Here is a 19,007-nt window from a genome sequence, read left to right as displayed (position 1 = left end):
AACAGCATTACGCCGCCTATCTGGAGGACACGGACGGGTTCGAGGTCGAACTCGTCGCCACCGACATGACAGACCAGTCCTGAGAATCCTGCTCTCAATCGATCCACAACTCTTGACGATTGCTCGGGCCACGGGCCAGGAAGGGACTTCCGGGATCGGGACCCAGGGCCAGGAACGAGTCGAAGCCAGGGCCAGAACGAAGCACACTCACGCCTTCGCCCACCTCAGTGCCGCCCTCAGCCCAGCACTGAGAGCCGCGCCTTCAGCACCGCCTTTGGGGCTGCCTTCAGCACCGCCTTCAGCGCGGCCTTTGGGGCCGCCTTCAGTGCCGCTCCCCGCATCGGCATGTCGTCAGACCAGCCGATCGATCTACACTCCGCATCGTGGCAGCTGCATCCCAGCGTGGTGGTTCCTTCTACGACTCGCCCATGATCTCCCAGAGGTATCGCGACCATCGGCACAGTGGGGCAATGAGCCCAAACCACGTCATGGAGGAGCCAGCGCTACTGGATGTCCTCGGCCCGGTCACCGGTCTGCGGGTTTTGGATCTCGGATGCGGGGATGCGGCCATCGGGCGGACTTTGCTGGACGCCGGCTGCCATAGCTACCTGGGCCTGGATGGCTCGGCAGCCATGGTGGAGGCGGCCAGCGCGACCCTTTGGGGCACCCGTGGCCGCGTTGAGCGGGCGGACATGGAGGACTTTTCCGCTCCCCCGTCTTCATTTGATCTGATCATTTCTCGCCTGGCCCTGCACTACGTCGAGGATCTGGAGGCGGTGATGACAGCTTGCCAGGCATGCCTTTCGCCAGGTGGGCGGATCATTCTTTCGGTTGTTCATCCCGTTCTCAGCTCATATGACGCCGGGACGAGGGAGCCGCGCACGAACTGGATCGTCGATGACTACTTCCTCAAGGGGCCACGGCGGCGGAACTGGTTGGGCGGCAGTGTCATCTGGTTTCACCGGACTGTTGAGGACTATGTAGATGCGCTGATGAACGCCGGGTTTGCACTGTCGGCTCTGCGTGAGTGCGGTCCTCAGGAGGAGCGGTTCGACGGCGACTTGGCCGAGTTGGCGCGCCGCCGCCGGGTGCCGCTCTTCCTGTTGCTCAGTGGCACGAGGATCTGACCGCTCAGGAAAACGGCCGGACAAGGTCTTCCCCTCGCGTATGCACGGGGCCACCAAGGAGGTCGCCTATCCGAGCGGTACGGACCTCCCTGCCCCAGCCGAGCGGGTAGGACATCCCCATCCCGACCGAGCGGGCACGGACCCTACCCCGACCCAGCGGGCAGGGACCCTATCCCGACCGAACTGTGCCCGGCTCGCCGCTCCTCACCTACTCGCCCGCTCTTCGTTCACTTGGCCTGTCGGCCTTGGCTTGTGCGCACCCCACCAGATTCGCTCCGTCGCAGGCCGGCACGTTCTACCGGGCCTGCCCGGCTACTCCGGTCGTGACTGCTCTATCTGGGTCCACGCCCCCGCTTCGGCTTTGCCTGCTCTGCCTGGCCTGCGTTCCTATTTCCGCTTATTGCGCCCTGCCATGGCTCGCGCCCCCTTCTCCGGCCCGTGGGGGCGCGGCGTGGATGCATTCCTTCTCCGGCCCGTAGGGGGCGCGGTATGAACGCGTCCTTTCTCTGGGCCGGGGGTGCTCGGTGTGGACGCATCCGTCTCTGGTCCGTGGGCTGTTCGGTGTGGACGCATCCCTACTGCGGTCTGTGGGCGTGGTCTTCCGAGGTCCCGGACCCGCTTGGGCCGGCGCGGGCCCTGCCGGTCAGGGTTCGGGTTCCCAAGACGGGCAGGGTGATGGTCAGTGAAGTCCGGACATCCGCGATTTCACCTGTGAGCGTGCATTCGAGGAGGTGGGCGCCGTTTTTCGCGGCTACGGTCTTCGCTCTGTCGCAGGCTGCTCGGGGGTCGAGGATTGCCAGCCTTGCCGCCGCAAGTGCGCTCAGGTCGGCTGCGTCGTGTACGTGATGGCGGGCGACGCGTACGGAGCCCACAGTGGCGAGGGCCGTCGCGACCGCCATGAGCAGGCCCATGAGCGCGACGCCCCACAGTGTCGCGGAGCCCCGGTCTGCTCGCGTGACGAGCGTTGTCGCTCGATGCTTCTTCGCCGAAATGCGCCAGCGGGTCATGATTCCGTGTCGGCTGTCGCGGTGGCGGCTACTTGTACTGCGGGCAGGGACGCTCCCCATGCTGGTCGTACCTCCACCGAGATCTCTACTTTTGTGCTCTCTGGACTGCGGCTGATGTCCACCTGTGCGTTGGGGCGGGTGGCGGATCGTACGAGTTCGCGGACTTTGTCCAGTGGCTCGCCTCTGGCTGCGGCCCGGGCTGCCGCGCGGGCCGCGTCGACGCATTCCAATTGGATCCCGACTGCTTGGATCGCCCACAATGCGGCGGCCAAGACGACCATGAGCGCGGGCAGGACCATGGCGGTCTCGGCGGTCACGGAGCCGCGCGACATCGGCCACCGCTTCACCCGCGATGTCGGCCGCCTGCGATGCCATACGAATACGGATACGGATCGCCTCCTGAGCCAGATCGATCGCCTCGGACGTGATGTCGGCCGTTTGCGACGCCATACGGATCGCTTCATGTGCCAGGCCGATCGCCTCGGACGTGATGTCGGCCGCTTCGCGCGCTTGGAGGTCGCGGCCTGGGGCGGGGTCATCCGGGTGTGTTGAGCGCCTTGTCGATGAGTTTTGAGAGCATCTCTTGCACCTCAGGGCTGTTGACCACCTTGAACAGCAGCGCCGCGAAGGCGCACGCGGCGATCGTGCCTACGGCATATTCGGCTGTTGACATGCCGCGCTCGCGGTGTGGTCCCGAACAACGGGCCCACCTGTCGGCGAGCCAGCCAAAGTGGCGGATGGCTGGGCTGGCCACCTTGGCGACCGGCGGGTCTTGCGGCGCTTTGGGGATCGGCAGGTCTTGCGGAGGTGTCGCGATCGGCGGGTCTTGTGGCGGTGTGGCGGCGGCATTCGGGGTGGTTGCCGCATGATGCATGGTGCCTCCAGGTGGTTGGAGCCGGGTGTTGTCCGGCGTGGGTCCAACAGTGGCTCAAGGCTGCATGTGGCGGATGACCCGAACACCGTTCTGTGGAAAACTTGGGCTGCCCCACAAGCACACGGGGCGCTCTTACGCGATGCGATGGCCTCAGTAGGACTCGAGGTCGCCGTTGACGGTGGGGGGTGCCTTGGCGCGGCTTCGAGGCGCCGCCGGTCCGATCAGTGAAGATCGTCCTGTTAGAGCTATGTGGTTGCACGGCTGACGAGGCGCTCGCCCCGTTCCACCCATGCGCGATCTTCAGCTCAGCCGTGCATCCGCTTGCCCAAGGCGGTCTCGTAGGCGCGCATCGTCCGCACGATCGTGGCGCGTTCGGCCGGCGTGAGGTCGGCCAGGACCTCAGCCCACGCCAGCGCGCTGCCTGACAGCCACTCGCGGATGGGCTCGACGTACTGCGGTGCGATTGCGACGACCCGCCGTCGCCGGTCGGCATCATCCTCTTCCCGCGTCAGGACACCGCGGCGGGACAGGTCACCCACCATGAGGCTGACGGTCGTCGGAGCGATCTCCAGCCGCTCCGCCAGTTGGCTCACCGTGAGCGAACCGTCGTACTGCAGATAGGCCAGCAGTGACAGGTGGCGGGGGGCGAGATCGAGCATCCGCAGCGCCTCCGGGACAGGCAGCCGTTTGGCTCTGCCGACCATCCTCGGCATCAGGAGCAGCATCGACCGCACCGCCTGGTCTGTGGTCATGCCGTCCGCGTTGTTGACCATCGGGTACTTCACCAATTACCTTTGACATTAAAGCTAATTTGGAGACAAACAGGAGGCTCATAGTGCCACATCTGACAGTCCGGGTCCTGGAGCCGCAGCTGCAGGGCAACGAAACGGCTCTCATTGCCGCGCTGACGGAGGCGGTGGTCGCCGTATACGGCGAGTGGGCGCGCGACGTCGCGGTCATCCACCTCGACGGCGTACCCGCCGGGCGGTTGGGCCTGCGGGGCAAGCCGGCTGACGAGGCGCCACCCGCGATCATGTTCGGTATCCGCGAGGCGGCGTTCACCCGTCCCGACAGCAGCGAGCTCATTGCCAAGCTTGTACGAACCGTCACCGACGCCGCCGCCGACGTCCTCGGAGCGCACTTACGGGACACCATCACGGTCGAGCTCATCGCCGCCCCGGCCGGTCGCACTGCGGTCGGAGGTGTGATCGTCGACAGCTAGCCCCGTTTCGCGCATGTGAGTGATCTTCAGCGGAGGTCTCGTGGGTCGATGTCGAGGAGGCCAGAAGGTGAAGTTGGAGGCCGGTCTGGCCCATACTGCGCCTGTCGGGCTTCCCCGGCTCGTCCTCGCTGCGGGATGGTCGGTGGTGACTGGTCGGTCTCCGGGATCTGACGGATGTCGGTCGGCGCGTCCAGAATGAGCCGACCGGTGGGGATAGCAGCCTGACCGGCATACAAGCCCTCGGCATTGGTGACGCCTCGTGCCGCCAGCGCTTGGCGGACCTGGCATTCGACCAGACAGAAGGTGAGCGGGGCAGGCAGAGGCCGCTGCCCGTGGGCAGGTCGAGACCTTGGCCGCGCTGTCGTCTGCCGTGTTATGGCGACGCTATGAGGTGGTGCCTTGCGAGCCCACCGGGGTGGCTTGCCCTCCGAACATTGTCGCGGCTTGCTGGCCTTTCGCCTGGTTCTCCGTGACATAGGGCCGCAGTTCCGCCTCGTATGCGGCGAAGGCGGTCGTGAAGTCGCCGTCCGCCTCAGCCAGGCTGCGGGCGAGCGTCCACGCTCCGATCAGCGCCTGCGAGGTGCCCATACCGCTGGTAGGCGCGGCGCAGTAGCCCGCGTCGCCGACCAGCGTGATCCGGCCGTGGGACCAGCGGTCCAAGTGGACCTGGCAGGAGGAGCCGAAGTAGAAGTCGTCCGCCTCGCTCATCGCCTCCAGCAGCCGGGGTGCTTCCCAGGCGTGCCCGGCGAAGGCGGCCCGCACGGCCTGTTCCTGCTCCTGGCGGTCGCGGCGGTCCAGCGCGGGGGAGGCCGTGGCGAAGGAAAGGCTGACCGTGAGAGGGGCCGCCGCGTCGAGGCTGAACAGGTAGATCGCCGTGTTCGGGGTTGGCTGGAGCAGTCCGCTGCGGTCGAGGCCGAGGTAGTTGGGGGTGCTGAAGCCGACTCCGGAAAGGCCTAGGTGCCGCAGCGCGTCGGCGTGCGGGCCGAAGGTCAGCAGTCGGACCTTGGAGTAGACGCCGTCGGCGCCGATCACGAGGTCGAAGTCGCGGGTGGTGCCGCGCTCGAAATCGACCGTGACGCCGGACTCGTGTTGAGTCAGCGCGCTGATGGAGTCGTCGAACACGTACGCCACGTTGTCCGCGGTGATGCGGTGCAGGATTCGGGTCAGTTCCTGCTTGGGCACCTCCAGCTCGCCGGCGAATGCCTCCGAGGGCAGCTGCTTGATCTCGGCGCCGTTTTCGTCCACCAGCGTGGTGCCGCGCATCTTCGTGTCGTGCGTCCGGACCTCGGCGAGGATGCCCATCTCCTCCAGTACGCCGAGTGCCTGGCCGCGGAAGTCCACCGCGTAGCCGCTGTCGCGCAGGTGAGGGGCGCGCTCGATCACGGTCACGTCGTACCCGTCGCGGTGCAGGAAGTAGGCGAGGGCGGGCCCGGCCACGCTGGCGCCCGAGATCAGAACCGTCGTCTTGGTCATGGCGATGACCATAATCGCGTCTTGTCCATTTGATCAAACCATATGGATAGACCGTTTGGTTAAGTTTTTCAGTATGCTGAGCTGCATGGGAAACCGAGAGGATCTGCTGGCCGGAGCCAAGCGGTGCCTGATCGAACGCGGCTGGGCTCGCACGACCGTCCGGGACATCGCCTCGGCCGCTGGAGTGAGTCACGCCGCCATCGGCTACCACTTCGGCTCCAAAGATGCCCTGCTCACCCAAGCCCTGGTGGAAGCGGTCGACGAACTCGGCGACGAACTCGCCCGTCGCACCCCGTCCGACAAGCCGGAACAGCGCTGGCAGACGCTGATCGACAGCTTCACCACTCATCGGGCGTTGTGGGTGGCCCAACTCGAGGCCGCGGTGCAAGCCGAGCGATCACCAGAGGTACGTGAACACCTCGCCAAAGGACAACGCCAGGGACGAGAAGGGCTAGGCGGTTCCGTGCCGCTCGCCTTGCTGACCGGTCTGATGCTGCAGTGGCTGGTGGATCCGGACCACGCACCCACCGGAGCAGATGTGATCACCGAGCTCCGGTCGCTCCGCCCCCTGTGACGTCCGCCGGTGAACCGCAGGGGATCTCCAGCCCTCTGAAGATCCGAACTCCATACAGCGCCCTCTAGGTCACCGGCCCGGTCAGGGCGTTGATGAGCGTGGCGGCGAACTCGCCCGGCTGGGACCAGTAGCCGGTGTGGTCGCCCGGGAAATCGGTCACGGATTTCCCCCAGCGATCGGCAAGGGCAAGGCTGGGACGGTAGGGAAAGTGCCGGCGGGAGTCCCGGCCGCCGGCCGGCACGATCCGCTCCCGCTGGGCGTCCAGGGTCGCCAGATCGGGACGATAGCCGGGTGCCTGCCGTACTTCGTGATCAAGAAAGAAGCCGACATTGGCCGACAAGCGGCGGATCAGTTCGGGGTCGATGGCAGCCGGTCGATGGAGCTCGTCCAAGCCGATGCCGGTCATGAACATCTGCATCGCCGAGGCTACGCCGTCACGCTGGTACGTGTCGTACACCTCCTGGAAGAACGCCCGCCACCTGGCGGCATCGGCCAGCACCTCCGCCAGCGGTGGCTCATGGGCGATCAGCCTGGTGACCAGGTCGGGGCTCTGGCTGATCAGAGCGAGTCCGATGACCGCGCCCGCACTGCTGCCGAAGACATACGCCGGTCCCCCTGCAACTGCCTGTAGTAGGCAACGCGCGTCGTTGACGTGAATCTCGTCCCAGGTGCTGTTGTCGAGTGATCCGTCGAAGGTGCTCCTGGAGAACCCGCGCCGGTCGTAGCTGATGACGGTGTGACGAGGGGCGAGTAAGTCCGCGAGGGTGTCGAACAGGTCGGCGTCGCCGTTGCTTCCAGGGATCAGTAGGAGGGCGGGGCCTTGCCCGCGTACCTGGTAGTGGAGGCGGGCGCCGGGCACGTCCAAGGTGTGGGTCTGCTTAACGGGCATGGCGATGATCCTTTCCCCAGCCGGTTGCCTGCCGTTAAGGCAAGCTGGTCTGCTAACCGGCCGTCAAGTAAGTGATCGCGTCGCGGGAGTCCGCTGGCTTCGCCCGCACAGGGCTTGGCGGACCTTCTCCCCCTTGGCACCTGACGCAAGTGGCTTGCCCGTGTTACCCATCACCAGGTATCAGGGAACGGAGATGGCGGTGGCGAGGCCTGCGACGACGGGGATGATGCCGAGGAGGACGAAGGCCGGGAGGAAGCAGAGGCCGAGGGGTGCCACCGCCTTCACGCCGACGCTCTTGGCCGCGGCCACAGACGTGGCGCGGGTGGATTGGCGGGCGTCGTCGGCCAGCCGTGTCAGGACGTCGGCCACTGGGGCGCCGGTCTGAGCCGCTCTGCTCATAGCTCGTGACAGTTGTGCGGTGGCGGGTTCTTGGGCGAGAAAGGCCCAGGTGGGGTCGGGATCGGCGCCCAGTCGGAGTTGGCGGCTGACCCACGACAGGCGTTGGCCGAGCGGGCCGGCCAGCGCGCCTGCCGCCATCTCGGTGGCTGCGCTGACCGGCTGTCCGGCGAGGAGGCAAGCTGCCATCAGGTCGGCGGCGAACGGCAGGTCGGTGGTGATCTGTTTGCTGTCTTGGCGGGTTTCCGGGTCGTCCTGTCTGTGCAGGACCACGCCGACGATGGGGGCGACGAGTAGGGCGGCTATCAGTCCGGCTCCCCCGCCGACGAGTAGGGCGGTGATGAGGGCAGCCCCGAGTGCTCCGGCCAGCGTGCGGCGGTTGATGCGGCGGGGCGACGTCGCGGGGTGATCGAGCCAGGTCGGCGGGGCGAATGTGTCGGCATCCGGGTCTGTGGAGCCGGAGTTCGGGAGTCGGTGTGTTCTGGGTGGGTGTGGGGGTTTGGCCGCCCCCGGCCTGAGGTGCGTGGCGGCTCCTGGGGAGAGCAGGCGGGTCAGGCGTTCGGCTGGAGTTGTCGGGGAGATCCACAGCCAGGTTGCCACGCAGGCGCAGACTGCGGAGAGCAGCTTGTACATCGGCTGGGGTCCGTTCTGGTTGGTTGCACCGCGCGATCGTCCGAGAAAGCCATGCGATCAACCGACGGAGCGGCGTGATTGTCCAAGGGAGATCCAAGCGGGCGGCGCTATGAGTTCTCGGCGCGGGTTGCCATCTGGTGGGTCCACCACAGGCCGCAGGCGTCGAGAGCGATTCCGGCTGTGAGGCAGGCGAGGCCGGGGAGGTTGCCGAAGAGGAAGGCGAGCGGGCGCATGCCCAGCGCGCTTCCCATGAGGAGGCCCAGGGCAGGGAGTGCGGCCAGCATTCTCGCGGTGGTGCGAGGGCCTGCCAGTTGTGCCGTGACGTCCCGGCGGTGGGCTTGGGCCGAACGTAACGTGCTGCCGACGCGTTCGACGAGGGCTGCCAGTCCCGCGCCCACGGTCACGCTGACGTTCCAGCAGGCGGCCAGGCGGCGTAGTCCCTCGCCGCCCTGCTGCGGGGCCACGGACAGGAGGGCTGTGGACACGTCGCCGCCGTCTCTTGCCGCCGCCGTCACCGGACGCAGGGCCTCCGGGTCGGGGAAGTCGACTGCGGCGAGAGCTCTGGTGAGGGCTTCGCCTGGGGTACGGCCCGCGGTCAGCTCGGCTGAGAGGGCTTGGCAGAGTTCGATGGACGCCTGGCGCCAGGCGTCGGCACGACGGGCTGGGCTGGGGCGGGTGAGCAGGTCTTTCAGGGATCGATGCTCGAACGGCTCGCGGATAGAGGTCAGTCTGTCGAGGCGGGCTGTGGCGGTGTTCGGGCCGGTCCAGTGCCATACGGCGGCTGCTGTGGACAATGCGGCCATCAAGGCTGTGATCACGGGTTTGGCCTCCGTTCGCTCGTCGCGGGTCTGCTCGGGTGAAGCTCACCGATGGCTGCGGCACGGATCGGGTCACGGAGGCGCTCTCCGCGCCAGGGTGGCGTATCCCGGGCCGGTTTGTGACCGGCCGTGCGCGTCGAAGGTCAGGGCGGGCAAGGATTCGACGAAGCCGGTCGAAGTTCTCGACAGGAGACAGATCTCCGCTACGCGGCGGCGGCCGTCGGAGCGGTTGCGGGCCAGGTGGATGACCACGTCGAGGGCGGCGGCGAGTTGGCTGTGCACGGCCTCCCTGCTCAAGCCCGCCGCGCAGCCCAGCGCCTCCAGCCGGGGTGGTACGTCGGCGGCCGCGTTGGCGTGCAGAGTGCCACAGCCGCCCTCGTGGCCGGTGTTCAGGGCGGCCAGCAGGTCCACCACTTCTGCGCCCCTGACCTCTCCGACCACGACTCGGTCGGGACGCATGCGCAGGGCCTGGCGTACCAGGTCTCGTAGGCCGACACCGCCGGCGCCTTCGAGGTTCGACGGACGGGACTCCAGGCGTACGACGTGCGGGTGGAGCGGGCGGAGCTCGGCCGAGTCTTCTACGAGCAGCAGGCGTTCGCCCGGGTCGGCCAGTGACAGCAGGGCGGACAGAAGCGTTGTCTTGCCCGTGCCGGTGCCACCGGTGACCAGGAACGCCAGCCTGGCCGTCACGATGGCCGTCAGCAGCGGCACCGCCGACGGTGGGATCGTGCCCGCTGCTACCAGGTCGGGCAGCGTGAACGTACGTCTCGGTGGCAGGCGCAGCGACACGCAGGTGCCGCCTGAAGCGATCGGTGGGAGCACGGCGTGAAGGCGTACGCCTCCGGCCAGCCTGGCGTCCACGTACGGCGAGGCGTCGTCCAGGCGTCTGCCCGCGGCGGCCGCCAGGCGTTGGGCCAGCCTGCGGACGGCGCCGTCGTCGGCGAACGTCACCGAGGTTCTGCGCAAACCGTGGCCGTCGTCGACCCAGACCTCGCGAGAGCCGTTGACCAGGACGTCGGTGACGTCGGGCTCCGCCAGGAGGGGCTCCAGGGGGCCGGCTCCTATGAGGTCCGCGCAGAGGGATCGGGCTACGGCGAGGATCTCCGCGTCGCCGTATACGGATTTTTCGGCTCGTAGAGCTACTGCCACCTGGGCGGCGCTGGGCTCGACGCCGGTCCGGGCCAGCCGTACGCGGACGGCCTCGATCAGCTCGGGTGACACGCCTGGGTTCATGTGGTCATCTCCAGCCGTCCTGGCAGCTCCGGCAGCCCCAGCGCGAGCGCAGAGGTTATTGATGCGGGTACAGGCACGAACGCGGATGGGGACTCGGGCACAGACCCAGGTACGGATGCGGGTATGGACCCAGACGCCCACGTCGACAACGGCGTCGGCGTCGGCGTCGCGGGCGGTGTCGGCGTCGCGGGCGGCGTCGGGGGCGGGGACGGCGTCGGGGGCGGCGTCGGCATGGGCACGGATGCGAGCTCCACCGCGCTCCTCATGGGAGACGGCTGAGGGCCGTGGACAGCCGACGCCACCGCACTCCTCGTTAGGGACGGCTGAGGACCGTGCACAGCGGACGGGTCAGGGCGCAGTGGATGCTGGAAGTTCGGCTGGCTGGTCACGATGGGAGTAGGTCGCGTAGGAGGGAGGTGCAGAGGGCGCCGAGGACGGTGCGGGGGCCGAGCCTGGGGAGTTCGCCGCGGTTGAGCGTGGTGGGGAGTCGGGGCTGGTCAGGTAGGTGGCCGGCGGAGGGGATGCCGAGGGAGTTGGCCACCACGGCGTCGTCGAGGACGCCCGGACGGATCACCGCGCGGATGTCCGAGGTGTGCCGGTTCACCTCCGTGAGGACCTGGGCGGCCGCCAGCACGCCGCGTACGTCGGCCGTGGCCACGAGCAGCGTGCCGCTCGCCCTGGTCAGTGCCTCGACGGCGGCGGGGTCGAGGTGGCGTGGGAGGTCGACGACCACCACGTCGAAGCCACGGCGTCCGGCTTCCAGCACCGAGCGCATGGCCTGGGCCGGGATCGCCCGTACCTCTCCACGATGGAAGGACAGGACCGTCAGGTCGCCGAACGCGGGCAGTGCGGCCCGCAGGGCTGCCGAGCCGACCCGGCCCTCGCGGGCCACCAGGTCTCCCCAGCGCGCGCCGGTGGCCTCCTCCTGCCCCAGCAGCGCGTCGATGCCGCCGCCCAGCGGGTCGGCGTCGATCAGCAGGGTGCGCAGGCGATCGCCGGAGGCACGCAGGGCCAGGCAGGCCGCCAGGACGCTCGCTCCCACCCCGCCCCGGCCACCGATGACGCAGAGCACGACGCCGGAGCGGGGATCGGGCTCCATGGCGTCGGCGAACTCCTCCACCAGGCGCCGCTCACCTCCCGGCAGGTCGACGACGGCCTGGGCGCCCACGGCCACACATCGGCGCCAGCTGTCGGGGTCTTCCGGGTCGCGGGTGACCAGGAGCACGCCATCTCGGGCGGGGGGCGAGGTGGCGGCCACCGCGTCGGCCAGGTCGCCGCCGATCACCACCAGGGGCGCGAGGTTCCAGAAAGGGCGCGCGTGAGCGGGGGCGTGGGCCACGTCGAGCTGGGCTCCGGCTGCGGCGGCCACGCGGACGAGGTCGTCGAGCAGGTCGCGGTCTTCGGTGATGACCAGTGGGCGGTGCATGAGGGGCCTCCTGATCTGGGATCGGGAGGTACACCATGCGTCGCGAGGGTGGGGCGGCGGGTCACCGAACGTGGTTCTGTGGATGACGAGGGTGGAAGGGGAGTCCCTGTGGATAACCGTGGGACGGCGGACGCGGGGCAAGAACCCCCAGGAGCCCCCGTGGGACGACGGGAGTGGGGGAAAGCCTCTGCGGGAAGGCGGGGCTTGGGGGCGGGAGTCCCCGTGGGACGACGCGCGACCCCGAAGCCATGCGACTTCAGGTGCGGAGACCTACCCCGGGCGGAAAAGGGGCGACCCCCGCCGGGGGGGAGAGCGGGGGTCGCCTGATCGGTCCGGCTCCGGGGGGGTAGAGCCGGTCCCGTTTCAGAAGAAAGCTTTCATCACTTGACCGGAGCATGGCAAGAGACTTGCAAAGCAAACCCATGCACAGTCGCCCCAGTTTCCGGAGATACCCCCGTATGCTGCCCGATCGACTCGAGTTTCGTCGAGGAGCAATCTCGCATTTTCGCCAAGTTTTTTTCGCGCCCCCATAACGATCACATAAAGCAGATCACTCTGCGTGATCATCACAGGTTGGTAACCGTAACAAAACCCACGACCCCCCGAAATCTTCACCCCCGGAGAGCCCCGCGCGGGTAAAGGTCTTGGTCCTAGGGGTTCCCATCAGGGCGGATCCGTCGTACAAAGGGGACACGGACCACTTGTCCGGGTGCGTCAACCAGGCACCCACGCGCGACCAGCCGCGGGAGGCGCGTCGTGACGGGCTTGTCCCGCTCCGACGAATAGAGGTGCACGCTTGGTAACCCGGTGTGACGTATCGGCAGACGGCGTCTCATGACTGAGACGCCGTCAGCTATGTCAGGACCTTGCAGCGTCTCCCAGATCAGCTCCTCTTCGGCGCCGCGCAGGTCAGCTGCAGGGCCGCGCAGGTCAGCGCAGGTCAGCGCCTCGCAGCTCAGCCCCTCTGCGGGGCCTCGCCGATCAGCCCCTCTGCAGTGCCTCGCAGATCGCGGTCGTCTCGCGTACGCCGAGGGTGACCGCGGCGGCACAATGTCGTACCCACTCCGCCACCCCGTCGGGTGAGCCCGTCAGGTAGGCCCGCAGGCCATCGGCATAGGACAGCTCCAGATGCCCCACCTCGACGGCCACCAGCGACTTCGGGTCGAGCCCGTACTCCACCAATGTGAGCCGTTCAGCCGAGCGCGCGACGACGCCGTCGGCCGTACCGAAAGGACGCAGCACGGCCAGCTCCGCGTGGACGACGGCGGCCAGCACGAGCGCGGGCGCCTTCGTGGGCGCTTCGAGCAGCCCGAACAGGCTCTCCAGACGCGCCGCCAGCTCCGGATCCTGGGTGCGCGGGCGGCCGAGTGCGTCCGTGAGGCCCGCCGCGGCGACCGTGTGCAGGCGGGCGAGCACCTGGCGGGGGGCCTTGCGCCAGGTGGCGCCCAACCGGCCCAGCTCCGCCGACGCTCGCAGGGCACCCTGGACGACGGGGTCCTCGATCGAGCCCCGTCGCAGTTCGTCCAGGGGCACGTCGACGCCCTCGATGGCCGCGGACGCCCGCGCCCCACGCAGGGACGACTCGGCCGAGACCGCCGGGCTCGCGCGGCGCAGGACGCGATGGCGATAGAGCCCGTCGACGGCCTGCCTGGCCTCCTCCACCGCCTCGGGTACGCCGGGAAGTGCCGCGATGACAGCCAGTGGATCACTCACGACATTCCACCCTAGTGGGGGACCCAATAAACCCACCCATTGGCCCGTTCCATATTGGTGGGGTGCCAAAATGGCAACAGTTCAATAGCACTTGTAAGTCCCGTTGATAACCGGATCACCCAAGCGGCGCCACATGTACAGACCTGTCTAGACCTCTTGTGTGCGAAGCACGTGAGCTGGTGGAGTGGGACTCGACCTGTCCGATCTGGTCCTTGAAGGAGCACGAGGTGGCCCCGGAAACCCCTGGCAACGAGCCCCAGGCGTTGTCGAACCTGCTGCAGGAGAACCGCCGGTTCGCACCGCCGGCCGACCTGGCGGCCGCGGCGAACGTGACCTCCGCCGCGTACGCCGAGGCGTCGGCCGACCCGCTCGCGTTCTGGGAGAGTGCGGCCGACCGCCTGACCTGGACCAAGCGGTGGGAGACCACCCTTGAGTGGAACGCGCCGTTCGCCAAATGGTTCGTCGGCGGCGAGCTGAACGTCGCCTACAACTGCGTGGACCGCCACGTCGAAGAGGGACGCGGCGACAAGGTCGCCTACCACTGGGAGGGTGAGCCCGACGGCGACACCCGCACCCTGACGTACAACGACCTGAAGTCCGAGGTCAGCAAGGCCGCCAACGCCCTGCTGGAGCTCGGCGTGCGCAAGGGCGACCGGGTCGCCGTCTACATGCCGATGATCCCCGAGCTGCCGATCGCGATGCTGGCCTGTGCCAGGATCGGCGCGGTGCACTCGGTGGTGTTCGGCGGGTTCTCGGCGACCGCGCTGAAGAGCCGCATCGACGACGCCGACGCCAAGGTGGTCATCACGGCCGACGGCGGCTACCGCCGCGGCGCCCCCTCGGCGCTCAAGCCGACCGTGGACGAGGCCGTCGCCGAGTGCCCGCAGGTCGAGCACGTGCTTGTCGTACGGCGTACCGGCCAGGACGTGGCGACGAACGACAAGGATGTGTGGTGGCACGACCTGGTCGAGCGGCAGAGCGACCAGCACACCGCCGAGCCGCACGACGCCGAGGACCCCCTCTACATCCTGTACACCAGCGGCACCACCGGCCGACCCAAGGGCATCCTGCACACCTCGGGCGGATACCTGACCCAGACGGCCTGGACGCACCACGCGGTCTTCGACCTCAAGCCGGAGACCGACATCTACTGGTGCACCGCCGACATCGGCTGGGTGACGGGACACTCCTACATCGTGTACGGCCCGCTCGCCAACGGCGCGACCAGCGTCATCTACGAGGGCACCCCGGACACCCCGCACCGGGGCCGGTTCTGGGAGATCGTGCAGAAGTACAAGATCACGATTCTCTACACCGCCCCCACGGCGATCCGGACGTTCATGAAGTGGGGCGACGACATCCCCGCTAAGTACGACATGTCCAGCCTGCGCATCCTTGGCTCGGTCGGCGAGCCGATCAACCCCGAGGCGTACGTCTGGTACCGCGAGCACATCGGCGACAACCGCTGCCCGGTCGTCGACACCTGGTGGCAGACCGAGACCGGCGCCATCATGATCAGCCCGCTGCCGGGCGTCACCAGCGGCAAGCCGGGCGCGGCGATGCGCCCGCTGCCGGGCATCAGCGCCGACGTGGTCGACGACCAGGGCAACAGCGTGCCCGACGGAGGCGGCGGCTTCCTCGTGGTCCGCGAGCCGTGGCCGGCCATGCTCCGGACGATCTGGGGCGACGACCAGCGCTACATCGACACGTACTGGAGCCGGTTCGAGGGCATGTACTTCCCCGGCGACGGCGCCAAGAGGGACTCGGACGGCGACCTGTGGCTGCTCGGCCGCGTCGACGACGTCATGCTCGTCTCGGGCCACAACATCTCCACTACGGAGGTGGAGAGCGCGCTGGTGAGCCACCCGAAGGTCGCCGAGGCGGCCGTGGTGGGCGCGACCGACCCGGTGACCGGGCAGGCCATCGTGTCGTTCGTGATCCTGCGCGGTGCCGCGGAGGAGGGCGCGGACATCGCCTCTGAGCTGCGCAACCACGTGGCCAAGGCGCTCGGGCCCATCGCCAAGCCGCGCCAGATCCTGGTGGTGCCGGAGCTGCCCAAGACCCGCTCGGGGAAGATCATGCGACGGCTGCTCAGGGACGTCGCGGAGAACCGGAGCGTGGGCGATGTCACGACGCTGGCCGACAGCACTGTGATGGACCTGATCTCGGAGAAACTGCCGTCGGCGAAGAGCGAAGACTGACGGGCCGAACGAAAAGCGACACCCGGTCCCCTTGAGCACGGTGATCTAATGCTGCCCGCCGCACGTGGCGGGCGGCCTTTGGGGGGAGGGTGGCCGACCTAATGCCGCCCACCGCACGTGGTGGGCGGCCTCCAGGGGAACGTACGCTGAGCCCGCGCGGGGTCGGCCGCCGTGACGTGCGCGTTCTTGGCCGGTTACCGGGTTAGGGTGGATATCGGTGTGCCGGGAAGTCGGGTCGGCGTCGCGGGGAAGCGATCCCCGCGACAGCCGCCAGAGGAGACCCCGTGCGTAGCCCAACCACCGAAATGTGGCCTTTCGAACCCACTGTCCGCTACGCCCGTACCGTGGCCGAGGCGTTGCGTGCCGAGACGATCGGCGGCATCGTCATGCTGGCGGCCACCGTCGCCGCGCTGATCTGGGCGAACGTCTCTCATGCGGGCTACACCGCGCTCCAGCACACCGCCCTCGGCCCGATGGAGCTCTACGAGTGGGCGCAGCACGGCCTCCTGACGATCTTCTTCTTCGTGGCCGGGCTGGAGGTCAAGGAGGAGTTCGTCCACGGGGAGCTGGCCAACCTGCGTAAGGCCGCGCTGCCCATCGTCGCCGCCCTCTGTGGCATGGCCGTGCCTGCGCTGGTGTACCTCGCGGTGAGCTGGGGAGCGCCGGACGCGGCGCGGGGCTGGGCGATTCCCACCGCCACCGACATCGCCTTCGCGCTCGCCGTGCTGGCCGTGACCGCGAGCTCGATGCCTCCGGCGCTGCGGGCGTTCCTGCTGACCAGCGCGGTCGTCGACGACCTCGGCGCCATCACCATCATCGCCGCCTTCTACACCGCCCACCTGAACCTCCTCATGCTGCTGGCCGGCGCCGCCCTGATCACCGTCTACTGGATCCTGCAGCGCTCGGGCGCCGGGCGGCTGTGGATGTACCTGCCGCTGGCCGTGGGCGCCTGGTACGCCGTGGAGGCCAGCGGCGTACACGCCACCGTGGCGGGAGTGGCGCTCGGCCTGCTCACCCGCGTGACGACGCGAGAGCACGAGACCCGCTCCCCGGCGGAGGCCGCCGACCACTATCTCCGCCCCATCTCCGCGGGCTTCGCGGTGCCGGTCTTCGCGTTCCTGTCGGCGGGGGTGAAGCTCGACGGCTCCAGCATCGGCGGTATCTTCTCCGATCGGGTAGTTCTGGGAGTGATAGCCGGGCTCGTGATCGGGAAGTTTGTGGGTGTGTTCGGCGGTGCCTGGCTGTCCGTACGGCTTGGCCTGGCGAAACTGTCCAAAGAGCTCCACTGGCGGGACATGGCGGCGGTGTCGCTGCTGGCCGGGATCGGGTTCACGGTGTCGCTGCTGATCGGCCATCTGGCTTTCGGCGCCGACCAGGAGCGGGTCGACTCCGTGACGACCGGGATCCTTGTTGCCAGCCTCACGGCGTCCGTCCTGGCGGCACTACTGCTTCACGTACGGATGCGCAAGCGGCGCATCGCGCTGGATGATGTTTGACACGGCCACCAGGCCTCGATAGGAGACGTTCATGCCGCAGACTCCCGAGGAAGAATCCCTGGGCTCGCTGGTCGCCCAGGCGAGCGATCACATCTCGACCCTGATCCGCTCGGAGATCGAGCTGGCCAAGGCCGAGTTCAGGTTCGACGCCAAGCGGGTCGGCACGGCCGGCGGCCTGTTCGCCGCGGCCGCCTTCATGGCGCACCTGTGCCTGATCCTGGCCTCGTTCACGATCGCCTACGTGCTCGCCCAATGGTTGCCGAACTGGGTGGCCTTCCTCATCGTCACCGTCTTCTATCTGCTGGTGGCCGGGCTGCTGGTGTTCATCGGGATCCGTAGGCTTAAGGGGCTGGCCGGGATGAAGCGCACGGCCAGGTCGATCAAGGGACTCAAGGAGATCGCCCGTCCGGAGAAGGAGATAGAGCCGGTGACCAGTGATGGCGCCTGACGAGTCGGTCGTCCAGATCGAGGGACCATGGAAGCACCGGGCGGTGCACGCCGGCGGCACCCGTTTCCACGTCGTGGAGGCAGGTGAGGGGCCGCTGGTCCTGCTGATGCACGGGTTCCCGCAGTTCTGGTGGACATGGCGCAACCAGCTGCGAACGCTGGCGGCGGCGGGATACCGCGCGGCCGCGGTGGACCTGCGTGGTTACGGCGGCAGCGACAAGCCGCCGCGCGGCTACGACCTGCCCACACTGGCCGGCGACGCGAGCGGCCTGATCCGGGCGCTCGGCGAGACCGGGGCCATCGTGGTCGGCCACGACTGGGGCGGGCTGCTCGCCTGGACGATGGCGGTGCTCGACCCGAAGTGCGTACACCGGCTGGTCACCGTGTCCGCGCCGCACCCGCTGCGGCTGCGCCGCTCACTGCTGACCGACCCGTTCGGCCAGCTGAGGGCGACCAGCCCGGCGATCGGCTACCAGGTGCCGTTTCTGCCCGAGCGCCGGCTCACCCGTAACGGCGGCTCGCTGGTCGGCAAGATGCTCGACGCCTGGTCGGGGCCTGACTGGCCGGACGAGCAGACCGCCCGCGTCTATCGCGAGGCGATCCGCATCCCGACCGTCGCCCACTGCGCGCTGGAGTACCACCGCTGGTTCGGCCGCTCCCAGTTCCGGCCCGACGGCCTGCGTTTCGCCAGGGCGATGCGCGCCGAGATCGAGGCCCCCACCCTGCACCTGCACGGCGCCCTCGACCGCCGGGTGCTGCCGCGCACGGCCCTCGGTTCGGGCCGCTACGTGGCCGCCCCATACCGGTGGCGGCTGATCGAGGGCGCAGGCCACTTCCCCCATGAGGAGACCCCCGACGTGTTCGACGCCGAGCTGATCGGCTGGCTGTCCGATCCGGAGCCTGGCCGATGAGAGACCGCGACCCCGAGGGCAAGCCGCGCAATGCCCGGCCACGCGACGCCTACGGCCGGCCGTTGCCCTACGGCTCGACCGGCGTGGACAGGGTGCCCGACGACTACGCGCCCACCACGCCGCAGGCCCTGTCCGACGGGCGCCGCTTCCTGAGCGAGGGCCTGCCGTTCAACGCCCACGAGGTGTTCGAGGGCCGCTGGAAGTGCGCCCCCGACGACGAGCGCGAGCTGTGGCAGGGGCTGGCGCAGATCTGCGTCGGGCTGACGCACCTGCAACGCGGCAACGGGCGCGGGGCGCTGACCCTCTTCAGCCGCGGCGCCGCCCGCGTGCAGTCGTACGGGACGCCGTACGACTCGGTGGGACGGGCGGCGTCGGGCCTGAGCGACGACAGCGACCCGGCGCAGGCCATCGAGCTGATCCTCAGTCAGCTGCCTGGCTAGCTCGGTTTCCCGGTTCGTCCCACGACCGTCTCAGTCTGTGTGACGGTCCGTGGTGGCTGGTGTCCCTTTGGGGGGATACCCCCTTCGGGGGAGCGGAAGAAGCCGGCCCGTTGTGGTGGTGTCCCCC

Annotated in this window: 21 protein-coding genes; 10 read left to right on the top strand and 11 right to left on the bottom strand. The window is 68.6% G+C overall.

The window, feature by feature from the left end; translation table 11 throughout:
• Positions 1-488 precede the first annotated feature (488 nt).
• The gene (locus LDL49_RS52635) at positions 489-1,127 is read left to right on the top strand and encodes a class I SAM-dependent methyltransferase (RefSeq protein WP_225302498.1); all 639 of its coding nucleotides are present in this window, start codon (positions 489-491) and stop codon (positions 1,125-1,127) included.
• Positions 1,128-1,702: 575 nt separating this feature from the next.
• Here the strand turns inward: LDL49_RS52635 and LDL49_RS59595 are convergent.
• Positions 1,703-2,134, bottom strand: coding sequence for an Rv3654c family TadE-like protein (locus tag LDL49_RS59595; protein WP_225302497.1), 432 nt, complete (start codon positions 2,132-2,134; stop codon positions 1,703-1,705).
• Positions 2,131-2,415, bottom strand: a complete 285-nt coding sequence (locus LDL49_RS52625; protein WP_263656646.1) for a TadE family type IV pilus minor pilin — start codon at positions 2,413-2,415, stop codon at positions 2,131-2,133. The genes LDL49_RS59595 and LDL49_RS52625 overlap by 4 nt, the downstream gene beginning before the upstream one ends.
• Here LDL49_RS52625 and LDL49_RS52620 point away from each other — a divergent pair.
• The gene (locus LDL49_RS52620) at positions 2,414-2,686 is read left to right on the top strand and encodes a hypothetical protein (RefSeq protein ID WP_225302501.1); all 273 of its coding nucleotides are present in this window, start codon (positions 2,414-2,416) and stop codon (positions 2,684-2,686) included. The two genes, LDL49_RS52625 and LDL49_RS52620, sit on opposite strands and share 2 nt — an antisense overlap.
• Here LDL49_RS52620 and LDL49_RS58930 read toward each other — a convergent pair.
• Both LDL49_RS58930 and LDL49_RS52610 read right to left on the bottom strand, forming a co-directional pair.
• Positions 2,670-3,008 carry a DUF4244 domain-containing protein gene (locus LDL49_RS58930; protein ID WP_308016302.1) on the bottom strand — a complete coding sequence of 113 codons (339 nt, stop codon included), beginning with the start codon at positions 3,006-3,008 and terminating at the stop codon, positions 2,670-2,672. The genes LDL49_RS52620 and LDL49_RS58930 overlap by 17 nt on opposite strands.
• A 305-nt stretch (positions 3,009-3,313) precedes the next feature.
• Entirely contained in the window at positions 3,314-3,793 is a 480-nt protein-coding gene (locus LDL49_RS52610; protein ID WP_225302495.1) for a MarR family winged helix-turn-helix transcriptional regulator, read from the bottom strand.
• Positions 3,794-3,843: 50 nt separating this feature from the next.
• Between LDL49_RS52610 and LDL49_RS52605 the strand changes: the two genes are divergently transcribed.
• A complete protein-coding gene (locus tag LDL49_RS52605) occupies positions 3,844-4,230 on the top strand; it encodes a tautomerase family protein (protein WP_225302494.1) in 387 nt (128 codons plus the stop codon).
• A gap of 384 nt (positions 4,231-4,614) precedes the next feature.
• On the opposite strand, the gene LDL49_RS52600 is transcribed toward LDL49_RS52605, so the two are convergent.
• Positions 4,615-5,703, bottom strand: a complete 1,089-nt coding sequence (locus LDL49_RS52600; protein ID WP_225302493.1) for an FAD-dependent monooxygenase — start codon at positions 5,701-5,703, stop codon at positions 4,615-4,617.
• Between LDL49_RS52600 and LDL49_RS52595 the strand changes: the two genes are divergently transcribed.
• Positions 5,702-6,277: a TetR/AcrR family transcriptional regulator gene (locus LDL49_RS52595; protein ID WP_225302492.1), complete on the top strand. Its 576-nt coding sequence runs from the start codon at positions 5,702-5,704 to the stop codon at positions 6,275-6,277. The genes LDL49_RS52600 and LDL49_RS52595 overlap by 2 nt on opposite strands.
• A 64-nt stretch (positions 6,278-6,341) precedes the next feature.
• Here LDL49_RS52595 and LDL49_RS52590 read toward each other — a convergent pair whose 3' ends face one another.
• The 4 genes from LDL49_RS52590 to LDL49_RS52575 all read right to left on the bottom strand — a co-directional run bounded on the left by LDL49_RS52590 (position 6,342) and on the right by LDL49_RS52575 (position 10,246).
• Positions 6,342-7,166, bottom strand: coding sequence for an alpha/beta fold hydrolase (locus LDL49_RS52590; protein ID WP_225302491.1), 825 nt, complete (start codon positions 7,164-7,166; stop codon positions 6,342-6,344).
• Positions 7,167-7,346: 180 nt separating this feature from the next.
• Positions 7,347-8,162 carry a type II secretion system F family protein gene (locus LDL49_RS52585; protein WP_225302490.1) on the bottom strand — a complete coding sequence of 272 codons (816 nt, stop codon included), beginning with the start codon at positions 8,160-8,162 and terminating at the stop codon, positions 7,347-7,349.
• Positions 8,163-8,302: 140 nt separating this feature from the next.
• Complete coding sequence (locus LDL49_RS52580) at positions 8,303-9,013, bottom strand: type II secretion system F family protein (protein WP_225302489.1); 711 nt, start codon at positions 9,011-9,013, stop codon at positions 8,303-8,305.
• Between the two features lie 72 nt (positions 9,014-9,085).
• Positions 9,086-10,246, bottom strand: coding sequence for a TadA family conjugal transfer-associated ATPase (locus LDL49_RS52575; RefSeq protein ID WP_225302488.1), 1,161 nt, complete (start codon positions 10,244-10,246; stop codon positions 9,086-9,088).
• Positions 10,247-10,369: 123 nt separating this feature from the next.
• Here LDL49_RS52575 and LDL49_RS52570 point away from each other — a divergent pair, with 123 nt between their 5' ends.
• Positions 10,370-10,525, top strand: coding sequence for a hypothetical protein (locus LDL49_RS52570; RefSeq protein WP_225302487.1), 156 nt, complete (start codon positions 10,370-10,372; stop codon positions 10,523-10,525).
• 106 nt (positions 10,526-10,631) lie between these two features.
• On the opposite strand, the gene ssd is transcribed toward LDL49_RS52570, so the two are convergent.
• Together ssd and LDL49_RS52560 are read right to left on the bottom strand one after the other, a co-directional pair.
• Positions 10,632-11,672 carry a septum site-determining protein Ssd gene (ssd, locus tag LDL49_RS52565; RefSeq protein WP_225302486.1) on the bottom strand — a complete coding sequence of 347 codons (1,041 nt, stop codon included), beginning with the start codon at positions 11,670-11,672 and terminating at the stop codon, positions 10,632-10,634.
• A gap of 981 nt (positions 11,673-12,653) precedes the next feature.
• Complete coding sequence (locus tag LDL49_RS52560; RefSeq protein WP_225302485.1) at positions 12,654-13,385, bottom strand: Fic family protein; 732 nt, start codon at positions 13,383-13,385, stop codon at positions 12,654-12,656.
• 227 nt (positions 13,386-13,612) lie between these two features.
• Here LDL49_RS52560 and acs point away from each other — a divergent pair, with 227 nt between their 5' ends.
• From acs to LDL49_RS52535, 5 genes are all read left to right on the top strand, one after another.
• On the top strand, positions 13,613-15,586 hold the full coding sequence (acs, locus tag LDL49_RS52555) for an acetate--CoA ligase (RefSeq protein WP_225302484.1): 1,974 nt from the start codon (positions 13,613-13,615) through the stop codon (positions 15,584-15,586).
• A 284-nt stretch (positions 15,587-15,870) separates the two neighbouring features.
• Positions 15,871-17,082: a Na+/H+ antiporter NhaA gene (gene nhaA / locus LDL49_RS52550; RefSeq protein ID WP_225302483.1), complete on the top strand. Its 1,212-nt coding sequence runs from the start codon at positions 15,871-15,873 to the stop codon at positions 17,080-17,082.
• A gap of 31 nt (positions 17,083-17,113) precedes the next feature.
• Positions 17,114-17,530, top strand: coding sequence for a phage holin family protein (locus LDL49_RS52545; RefSeq protein ID WP_225302482.1), 417 nt, complete (start codon positions 17,114-17,116; stop codon positions 17,528-17,530).
• Positions 17,520-18,440 (top strand): alpha/beta fold hydrolase, encoded by a 921-nt coding sequence (locus tag LDL49_RS52540; RefSeq protein ID WP_225302481.1) that lies wholly within the window; start codon positions 17,520-17,522, stop codon positions 18,438-18,440. The genes LDL49_RS52545 and LDL49_RS52540 overlap by 11 nt, the downstream gene beginning before the upstream one ends.
• A complete protein-coding gene (locus LDL49_RS52535; protein ID WP_225302480.1) occupies positions 18,437-18,880 on the top strand; it encodes a DUF309 domain-containing protein in 444 nt (147 codons plus the stop codon). The genes LDL49_RS52540 and LDL49_RS52535 overlap by 4 nt, the downstream gene beginning before the upstream one ends.
• Positions 18,881-19,007 lie beyond the last annotated feature (127 nt).

The sequence above is a fragment of the Nonomuraea aurantiaca genome (assembly GCF_020215705.1).
Taxonomy (GTDB): domain Bacteria; phylum Actinomycetota; class Actinomycetes; order Streptosporangiales; family Streptosporangiaceae; genus Nonomuraea; species Nonomuraea aurantiaca.
Note: the sequence above shows the minus strand (reverse complement) of the source record. Positions and strands in the feature narration are given on the sequence as shown.

Excerpts from the sequence above, each read along its gene's own strand:
- LDL49_RS52635 (WP_225302498.1), top strand. The coding sequence starts at position 489 with ATGGAGGAGCCAGCGCTACTGGATGTCCTCGGCCCGGTCACCGGTCTG.
- LDL49_RS59595 (WP_225302497.1), bottom strand. The coding sequence starts at position 2,134 with ATGACCCGCTGGCGCATTTCGGCGAAGAAGCATCGAGCGACAACGCTC.
- LDL49_RS52620 (WP_225302501.1), top strand. The coding sequence starts at position 2,414 with ATGAGCGCGGGCAGGACCATGGCGGTCTCGGCGGTCACGGAGCCGCGC.
- LDL49_RS52625 (WP_263656646.1), bottom strand. The coding sequence starts at position 2,415 with ATGGTCGTCTTGGCCGCCGCATTGTGGGCGATCCAAGCAGTCGGGATC.
- LDL49_RS58930 (WP_308016302.1), bottom strand. The coding sequence starts at position 3,008 with ATGCATCATGCGGCAACCACCCCGAATGCCGCCGCCACACCGCCACAA.
- LDL49_RS52595 (WP_225302492.1), top strand. The coding sequence starts at position 5,702 with ATGGCGATGACCATAATCGCGTCTTGTCCATTTGATCAAACCATATGG.
- LDL49_RS52600 (WP_225302493.1), bottom strand. The coding sequence starts at position 5,703 with ATGACCAAGACGACGGTTCTGATCTCGGGCGCCAGCGTGGCCGGGCCC.
- LDL49_RS52590 (WP_225302491.1), bottom strand. The coding sequence starts at position 7,166 with ATGCCCGTTAAGCAGACCCACACCTTGGACGTGCCCGGCGCCCGCCTC.
- LDL49_RS52575 (WP_225302488.1), bottom strand. The coding sequence starts at position 10,246 with ATGAACCCAGGCGTGTCACCCGAGCTGATCGAGGCCGTCCGCGTACGG.
- LDL49_RS52570 (WP_225302487.1), top strand. The coding sequence starts at position 10,370 with ATGGACCCAGACGCCCACGTCGACAACGGCGTCGGCGTCGGCGTCGCG.
- ssd (WP_225302486.1), bottom strand. The coding sequence starts at position 11,672 with ATGCACCGCCCACTGGTCATCACCGAAGACCGCGACCTGCTCGACGAC.
- LDL49_RS52545 (WP_225302482.1), top strand. The coding sequence starts at position 17,114 with ATGCCGCAGACTCCCGAGGAAGAATCCCTGGGCTCGCTGGTCGCCCAG.
- LDL49_RS52540 (WP_225302481.1), top strand. The coding sequence starts at position 17,520 with ATGGCGCCTGACGAGTCGGTCGTCCAGATCGAGGGACCATGGAAGCAC.
- LDL49_RS52535 (WP_225302480.1), top strand. The coding sequence starts at position 18,437 with ATGAGAGACCGCGACCCCGAGGGCAAGCCGCGCAATGCCCGGCCACGC.